This window comes from Fibrobacter sp., assembly GCF_017551775.1.
Lineage (GTDB): Bacteria > Fibrobacterota > Fibrobacteria > Fibrobacterales > Fibrobacteraceae > Fibrobacter.
Genome location: NZ_JAFZKX010000082.1, coordinates 1 through 7,676, shown reverse-complemented (window position 1 = coordinate 7,676; position 7,676 = coordinate 1). Strand labels below are relative to the sequence as shown.

At 54.8% G+C, this 7,676-nt stretch carries 10 protein-coding genes; 4 read left to right on the top strand and 6 right to left on the bottom strand.

Annotated features, from left to right (window positions below; genetic code table 11):
• On the bottom strand, positions 1-284 hold a 284-nt coding region (gene pgk / locus IK012_RS10060; RefSeq protein ID WP_290953912.1), incomplete at its 3' end, for a phosphoglycerate kinase.
• A 198-nt stretch (positions 285-482) separates the two neighbouring features.
• On the opposite strand from pgk, the gene IK012_RS10055 reads away from it, so the two are divergent.
• Positions 483-1,541: a hypothetical protein gene (locus IK012_RS10055; RefSeq protein ID WP_290953909.1), complete on the top strand. Its 1,059-nt coding sequence runs from the start codon at positions 483-485 to the stop codon at positions 1,539-1,541.
• Complete coding sequence (locus tag IK012_RS10050) at positions 1,535-1,900, top strand: dihydroneopterin aldolase (RefSeq protein WP_290953906.1); 366 nt, start codon at positions 1,535-1,537, stop codon at positions 1,898-1,900. The genes IK012_RS10055 and IK012_RS10050 overlap by 7 nt, the downstream gene beginning before the upstream one ends.
• A 28-nt stretch (positions 1,901-1,928) precedes the next feature.
• Here the strand turns inward: IK012_RS10050 and IK012_RS10045 are convergent, their stop codons facing one another.
• Together IK012_RS10045 and IK012_RS10040 are read right to left on the bottom strand one after the other, a co-directional pair.
• Positions 1,929-3,458: a YifB family Mg chelatase-like AAA ATPase gene (locus tag IK012_RS10045; protein WP_290953903.1), complete on the bottom strand. Its 1,530-nt coding sequence runs from the start codon at positions 3,456-3,458 to the stop codon at positions 1,929-1,931.
• Between the two features lie 9 nt (positions 3,459-3,467).
• The gene (locus IK012_RS10040) at positions 3,468-3,869 is read right to left on the bottom strand and encodes a SpoVG family protein (protein WP_290953900.1); all 402 of its coding nucleotides are present in this window, start codon (positions 3,867-3,869) and stop codon (positions 3,468-3,470) included.
• Between the two features lie 190 nt (positions 3,870-4,059).
• Here IK012_RS10040 and IK012_RS10035 point away from each other — a divergent pair, with 190 nt between their 5' ends.
• Positions 4,060-4,611 (top strand): carbohydrate-binding family 9-like protein, encoded by a 552-nt coding sequence (locus tag IK012_RS10035; protein ID WP_290953897.1) that lies wholly within the window; start codon positions 4,060-4,062, stop codon positions 4,609-4,611.
• 60 nt (positions 4,612-4,671) lie between these two features.
• On the opposite strand, the gene IK012_RS10030 is transcribed toward IK012_RS10035, so the two are convergent.
• Together IK012_RS10030 and IK012_RS10025 are read right to left on the bottom strand one after the other, a co-directional pair.
• Positions 4,672-5,427, bottom strand: coding sequence for an acyl-[acyl-carrier-protein] thioesterase (locus IK012_RS10030; protein ID WP_173383346.1), 756 nt, complete (start codon positions 5,425-5,427; stop codon positions 4,672-4,674).
• Between the two features lie 128 nt (positions 5,428-5,555).
• On the bottom strand, positions 5,556-5,999 hold the full coding sequence (locus IK012_RS10025) for a hypothetical protein (protein WP_173380199.1): 444 nt from the start codon (positions 5,997-5,999) through the stop codon (positions 5,556-5,558).
• Between the two features lie 133 nt (positions 6,000-6,132).
• Between IK012_RS10025 and IK012_RS10020 the strand changes: the two genes are divergently transcribed.
• Positions 6,133-6,684, top strand: a complete 552-nt coding sequence (locus tag IK012_RS10020) for a pseudouridine synthase (RefSeq protein ID WP_290953892.1) — start codon at positions 6,133-6,135, stop codon at positions 6,682-6,684.
• A gap of 245 nt (positions 6,685-6,929) precedes the next feature.
• Here the strand turns inward: IK012_RS10020 and IK012_RS10015 are convergent.
• A partial coding sequence (locus IK012_RS10015; RefSeq protein ID WP_290953889.1) for a FumA C-terminus/TtdB family hydratase beta subunit occupies positions 6,930-7,676 on the bottom strand: 747 nt, incomplete at its 5' end.

Below are 7,676 nucleotides of genomic sequence, written 5' to 3'. Positions count from 1 at the left end.
TCAGCGAGGAACTTCACCGGCTTCTTGATGAGTTCTTCGAGCTTCTTGGCAACCGGAGCGAGGGTGTACTTCATGTTCTTTTCGCCATTCGGACGGCCGAGGTGGGAAGCGAGCACGACGGCTGCACCCTTGTCGAGAGCGTACTGGATGGTCGGGAGAGCGGCTTCGATACGCTTGGTGTTGGTGATTTCGCCAGTCACCTTGTCCTGCGGAACGTTGAAGTCAACACGGATGAACACGCGCTTGCCGGCGAGTTCGAGATCTTCAATAGAGAGCTTTGCCATTATGGGATCCTCTTTTGGGGTTAAAATTTACGGGCTTAAAATTAGAATTTTTCTCGGGAAAATCCCACAAAAAACACAATAAAGATTGTTCTACGTCATAAAATGGGGTAAAAAGAATCAATTTTCCTTACTTTTTTAAACATTTCGTTTTTTTTTTATATATTTCCTTAAAAATTAGTCCATTTGGAGTAATACATAATGAAGCGTTTAACTCTCTTGGCTCTTTGCCTTTCCATCGTCACGGCGTTCGCCGGTTCTTACGATATTGAAGAATTTACAGCAAGTGATGCCGGTACCCCCGACAGCTACATCAAAGCCGAATTCGGCGGCCAGCTAAAGACCGCTCCGGCAGACGAGGTCAGTTCCCTCCAGGATGGCCGTTTGGTCGTCCGCCAGAAGTTCACGGACCCGTTCGGCGAGCAGCCCACAGCTTACCAGCTCTTCCAGGGCGGCAAGGGCGACCTCTCGAAGCTCGTCCCGCTTAAAGCGGAAGGCGTCGAATACAGCAAGCTCGTGACCACGAGGCTCTACGCCCGTCGCGGCATGCCCTTCGAAGATGATATCGAAAAGGTCTATTTCGACGGCAAGGCCGTCTACATCCCCGGTTTCACGACCGCAGTCGCTTTCGTCGATGGAGAAATGGTCCAGTTGAAGGCCGATGACGCTTCCGCCGAAGAAGCTTCCGCCGAGCCGTCTGCCGCACCCGAAGTCGCCTCTAGCGAAGAAGAAGAATGTGACGACTACGATCCGGATTGCGAAGACGAAGACGATGATGAAGACAAAGTCGATGTCGCCGGCGACATTGACGAATCGAACGCCAAGGCCGATGCACGCGACTACGCCGTGAGCGACGCTTCCGAAAATGCGACCGACCGTTTCGGTATCGCCGACGAAGTTCGCTTCTGGAGCGCAATCGCCCTTTCCGCCCTTGCCGTGACCAGCGCCATTATCGGCGTAACACAGCAGATGGAAGGCAACAAGGCTAGCGACGCCTATGACGATCTCGACAAGTTGCACTCGAACATCATAGATAGGATCAAGACGGACTGCGCCAGCGACAAGGAACCTGCCGCCTGCGAGGTCGCTCTCAAGCAATTCGCCTCTTACCCCACAAGCACTCCCTACAGCCTTGCAGATCTTGAAAGGCGCATGGAAGTCAATAAGAACACCAGGGATTCCTACACCCTCGCCCGCAACCTCTGGTTCGGCGTGACTGCAGTATCCCTGACTGCGGCTATCGTACTCTTCGTATGGTAATCGAAACCGGTAAAATCTCGCTCAAAGACATTCAGTTCAACTGCATCCTCGGGACGCTCCCCTACGAAAGGGAAAACGAGCAGCCCGTAGTGCTGAACGTCTCCGTATGGCTTGATTTTACCTTGGCCGCCCAGAACGACGACCTGATCCATTCCATCGACTACGCGCAACTCGCCCAGGATTTACAGGAATTTATCCGCATGGCGCAATTCCAGCTTGAGGAAACCCTCGTGCTCGAAACGGCCAAGCACATCCTGGACAACTACCCCAAGGCGCAGGTAGCCGAGGTCAGCATCCGCAAACCGCAGGCCATCCCGAACTGCGCCGGAGCCGAATCGAGCATCCGCGTCAGACGTTAAGATTGAGGACCGCTTCGAAGCGGTCCTTTCAGTTTATGGTCCTATACCGCAGAGCTTCCGATATATCCTGAATTTCCACGACCTCGGCGCCGCGCATATCCGCGATGGTGCGCGAGACCTTCAGCATGCGGTAGAACCCGCGGGCGCTCAGGTTCATATTATCGGCAGCGGAGACGGCGAAGCGTTCCACCTCGCGCGACATGCCCGCAAACTTCTTCGCGTATTCCGAAGACATTTCCGCATTCGACTTGAACGGCAGGTCCTTAAACCTGCGGCGCTGGATGGCGCGCACCTCGCACACCCGCTTGCGGATATCGGCGGAACTTTCGCGTTCACGGGCGTCCACCAGAGCGGACGCCTCCATCGGCGGAACGCTCACCTGGATGTCGATGCGGTCCAACAGCGGGCCCGATATTTTTTCGCGGTAGCGCTTGCGCGCATCGGGCAGGCACGTGCACACGCGCTTGGGGTCCATCGCGAACCCGCAGGGGCATGGGTTCATCGCCGCACCCATCATGAAGCGCGCCGGCCAGGTTACGGTACCGCTCGCGCGGCTCACCGAGATGAACCCGTCTTCCATGGGTTCCCGCAATGCCTCCAGCACGCAGCGGTTGAATTCTGGCAACTCATCGAGGAACAGCACGCCGTTATGCGCGAGGCTCGCCTCTCCCGGCAAAAGCCGGGAGCCGCCGCCCACCAGCGAGACCATCGACGCAGAGTGATGGGGCGTGCGGAACGGGCGAACGACCACCGGCTTGAATTCCGCGGAATCGCCCGATCGGCGAGCGCAGGAATGGATGCACGTAGTCTCGAGAACTTCCTCGTCCGTCATGTCGGGAAGGATTCCCGGCAAGCACCGAGCGCACAACGTCTTGCCCGCCCCCGGCGAACCAACCAGCAAAAAATTGTGGGCGCCCGCGGCCGCAATCTCGAGCGCGCGCTTGACACCGTCCATGCCCACCACGTTCTTGAAATCGGGAACATCGCGGGAAACCGACAGGCAGTCATCCCGCGACATTCCCGATGCGGTGGCAACCAAATCCAAATTCCCGCTTTCCAAAAATTCGACACACTCCCCAAGAGAATCAAAACAGACATAGCGAAGACCTTCCACCAGCGACGCCTCGGAGGCATTCGCCCTCGGAATCACCAGGATGTTCTTGTCATCGCGAGACAGGCTCATCGCAATGGCCAAGACCCCTCTTACCGGTTTCAAAAGCCCGTCCAGCGACAGCTCCCCGACAAAGACATAGCGTTCGATTTCCTCGACGCCAATCTCGCCGGTAGACACAAGCATCCCTATCGCCAGCGGAAGGTCCAGGGCACTTCCCTCTTTCCGCAAATCCGCCGGTGAAAGATTCACTGTCGTCCGGAATCCCGTAACGACCTTTCCTATGGACCGTATCGCCGACACCACGCGCTCGCGGGATTCGCGGACGGCGTTGTCGGGAAGTCCGACCAAAGTAAAGCCGGGCAGCCCCTGCGAAGCGTCGACTTCAACGCTTACGGGAACGGCCTTGATTCCAAACAGGCAATACGAGCGGATTCTATAGAACAAAGGACACCCCTATGCTACAGCGGCCTGGTACTTTTCAAGCACGCAATTTTCAATATGTTCGCGCAACTGGCGCGTAATCGGATTGCAGATGGACTTGAAGTCTTCGCCCTTGTAGAAAGGATCGAGCGGGTAGCTGACAAAAAGCCCGTTCACGCCGTCCATCACGCGAAGGCCACGAATGACCATCTGGTCGTTAAGGACAATCTGCGCCAGTCCCTTCATGTGACCGAGGCTCGGGCCTTCCTTGAACGGGAACACCTGCACCTGCGTCACGGCGAGGCAATCGAAAGACGAGAGCGCCTTGTCCTTCGACTGGGCATTTTTGGATTCGGCGCCCTTGCTTTCTGCGCCGCTGGTTTCTACGCTCGCCTGGACGGCGGTAGCCTTTTCTGCATTGTTTTTTTCTGCCATGGTATGGCCTCCTATAATTTGATGTGAACCCGCGGCCGGCAATGCATGAGCCGAACACCCGCGGGGCACAACTCTATTTGCAAGAAGCGTGCCAAAATGAAATTGCCGTTTTTGCGCAGGAACCGCCATATCGGCAACAAGCCATGGGGTGATTAATCGCTTAAATCACTGATTTATCTATTTTAATCACATGCTCCTGAAACCGAACATGAACTGGGAAAAGAACTGCGGAATTGCGCTCCCCACCGTGATGGCAAACGTCCATAACGACGGCGCTTTTCTCCAAGTTGATTTTTTTGTCGAAGAACCGCTGGACTGCTTCCGCTCCGAAGTCATGGAAGACGGCGGCAACAGCTGGGAAGACTCCTGCGTCGAAATCTTCATCGAGAATCCGTCGGACCATTCCGAATACTACAATTTCGAGACGACGAGCCGCGGGTTCATCCTTGCGGCACACGGCCCCGACCGCGAGAACCGCACGCCGCTGAGCAGCGCGCGCCTTGCGCAGATAGAACGCTCGAAGCAACTCGCGAGCGTCATCGGGGATTTCATCAGCTGGAACGTGAGCATCCGGATTCCCGCAAGCCTGTTCGGGCTGCATTCCTTCGAAGGCGTGCAACTGCGCGGGAACCTGTACAAGTGCGCCGACAAGGCGAAGACGCCGCATTACCTGAGCGCCTTCCCGATAGAAACAGAAAAGCCGGATTTTCACCGGCCCGAGTTCTTCGATTTTCTGGTATAACCCAAAGCGTTTGAATCCTATCGGCTCCTTTGCAGGGCCTCCAAGGTGACAAAGCAAAGACTACATCATGCGTAGTTTCATTTCGAAGACGGGACGGTCGGTCTCGTCGAGAATACGCATGTAGGTCGCACCGTTGTGGTCGGCGCGGAAAATCTTCATGGTCTGCCCTTCCTTCGATTCGCCCAGGTAGTGGATTTCCAGAGCCGACGGAATGCAGAGTTCCAAATCGGAAGCGCTGAACACGTTCAATGCGAGCTTCACGTACTCGATGTTGTTCATGTGATGCGACATGTCGATATGCTGCGGCAAAACCTTCTGCCGGTAGACTTCCTTGTATTCCTCGGGCTTCACGTTGAACCGGTCAAAGTCATCGGTAATGAACGCTTCCGGGAACCCTTCCGTCGGGAAGTTCACGGACGAAAGCCGCATCGGACGATGCCTGTCCATGCTGAGGCAACACATCTCCTGTTTGGCGAAGATGATCGGGTCGCCTTCGACAGTCGTGATGGCCGTATTCTCGTTGAGTCGAATCAGCTGGTTATCCGCCGGGAACGACGTGGTCACCACCTTGTCGCGCCAGTACGGCCTGCGCAGGAACTTGAACTTCGCCTTGTAAACGACCCAGAAGCCGCCCTTTTCCTTCACCACGAAGTTGTCCATCTTGATGGATCCGAAATTTTCGGTTATGTTGTCCTGAACCATGAGTACAGTTTGGGCAAGTCCCATCTTTCCGGATACGTCAATATAAGCCGAGGTGATTGTCCTCGTCTTTTGGAAAACAAGCGGGTTTTTCGACAAAGCGTAGATATCGATCATGCCCCTAATATATATTATTTATCGCCAAAATCATCATTTTTGCTTTCAAAAAACGTAAACCCCGGCGGCGCCTACCGGGGCAATAATTTGTATGGAATATAATCCGTTCGGGTCAGGCCAAACCGGGCTCAGTTTTCACCGCGGCTCATTTCCATTTTTTCTCGATCCAGCGTGTGTACCAAGTACTCCTTGAAGTCTCGGTCGATATTCACGCCGTCGAAGTCTTCATAGTGGTCGCTGAACACTCCGAATGCGGTCTTGTTGTCAATCCAAGCACGCACATCGAAGTTTTCCATCGTAATCGAATTGTCTCCGGGTTTAGCGGCTACATACTCGATTTTCGATTTTTCTACCCAGCCCTGACCGCAAGCCCCCTTGACGAGGACTTCTGCGTCCGACTCCCTGACAATCGTCATTTCGTCGTAGAAATTGGCCGTGCAGACCACTTCTCCGCCACCGCGCTGCATTGTGAGATCGACATTGCCCAATTTGGATTTTACCTTGTTGGCCGCAATCGAAGACGTTGCAAGCATCGCGACAGCGATTACCATTGTTAACGTTACGCGTTTCATGGTATTACCTCCTAGCTTTATCGTTAACCCTAAAAATAAAGTACGAAAACTATTATTTACAAAACCAGTTTTTTGGAAAGATTTTTTGATTCTTTCATTACAATATGGAATAGCTTTTCTACCTTTCGCCCAAATGTCCACCGTAATCCTCTTCAACAAGCCCTTCGGCGTACTAAGCCAGTTTACGCCCGAATCCGGGCACGCGGCACTCGACACGTTCGGGTTTCCGCCGGGAGTATATGCGGCAGGCAGACTAGACCACGACAGCGAAGGCGCATTGCTGCTCACGGACAACGGGAAACTCATCAAGAAATTGCTGGACCCGAAATACGAGCACCCGCGCACATACTTGGCGCAGGTCGACGGGCAGATTACCGAAGACGCGGTCCGCAAATTATCGAAGGGCGTCGACATCAAGGGATATCACACCAAGCCCTGCAAAGCCGAAATCGCAAGCGAACCCGATTGGCTCTGGCCGCGCAATCCGCCGGTGCGATTCCGCGCGAACATTCCCACCAGTTGGGTGCGCCTCACGCTCATCGAAGGCAAGAACCGTCAGGTACGCCACATGACCGCCGCGGTAGGGTTCCCTACCCTGCGTTTGATTCGCGTGCAAATCGGGAACATCCCGCTCGGCGATTTAAAACCCGGTGAGTGGCGTATGGTTACGGATAAAGTAATATAAGAAAATCCCGCCGGTTGTTCCGACGGGATTTTTTGTTTAACTCGGGTCTGGATCCTTCGACTACGGCACTTTGTGCCTTCGCTCAGGATGACACAATCAAACTAAATCAAGCCTTCAAAGAAGTTGTTGCCCCAATGAGACTCCGTATTTGGCTACCGCAGCAAAGAACATACGAAGCCAAATACTCCGCGCTTCTACGGCTCGTTAATACGAGCCGCATCCGCTTGGCGCAAGGGCAACGACCTTTAGATCAAGCCTTCAAAGAAGTTGTTGCCCTTATCGTCGACCAAGATGAAGGCGGGGAAGTCCTTGATGGTGATCTTGCGGATGGCTTCCATGCCGAGTTCCGGGAAGGCCACGATGTCGTTGCTCAGAATGTTCTGTTCAGCAAGGATGGCTGCCGGACCGCCGATGGAGCCGAGGAAGAATCCACCGTACTTCTTGCAGGCGTCGGTGACATCCTGGCTGCGGTTGCCCTTAGCGACCATGATCATCGAAGCACCCTTGCTCTGGAAGCGCATCACGTACGGGTCCATGCGGTTTGCCGTCGTCGGGCCGAAGCTACCGGTGGGCATGCCTGCCGGAGTCTTGGCCGGGCCGGCGTAGTAAATCGGGTGGTCGGACACGACCTTGAGCACGGTCTTTTCTTCGTCGGTGAGTTCTTCGCCGCGTTCCTGCTTGTCGAAGATTTCAGCGATCTTGGCGTGGGCCATGTCGCGGGCCACGATCATCGTGCCCTTGAGGCTGAGGCGCGTCTTCACCGGATACTTGGTGAGGTCGGCGAGCACTTCCTTCATGGGGCGGTCAAGGTCGATTTCAACTGCCGGAGCGAGATTCACGGCATTGCCAGCCGGAATGTAGTTTTCCGGATGGTGTTCCATCTTTTCGAGCCAGAGGCCGTTTTCGTCAATCTTTGCCTTGATGTTACGGTCAGCAGAGCAGCTCACGCCGATAGAAACCGGGCAGCTTGCGGCATGACGCGGAGCGCGAAT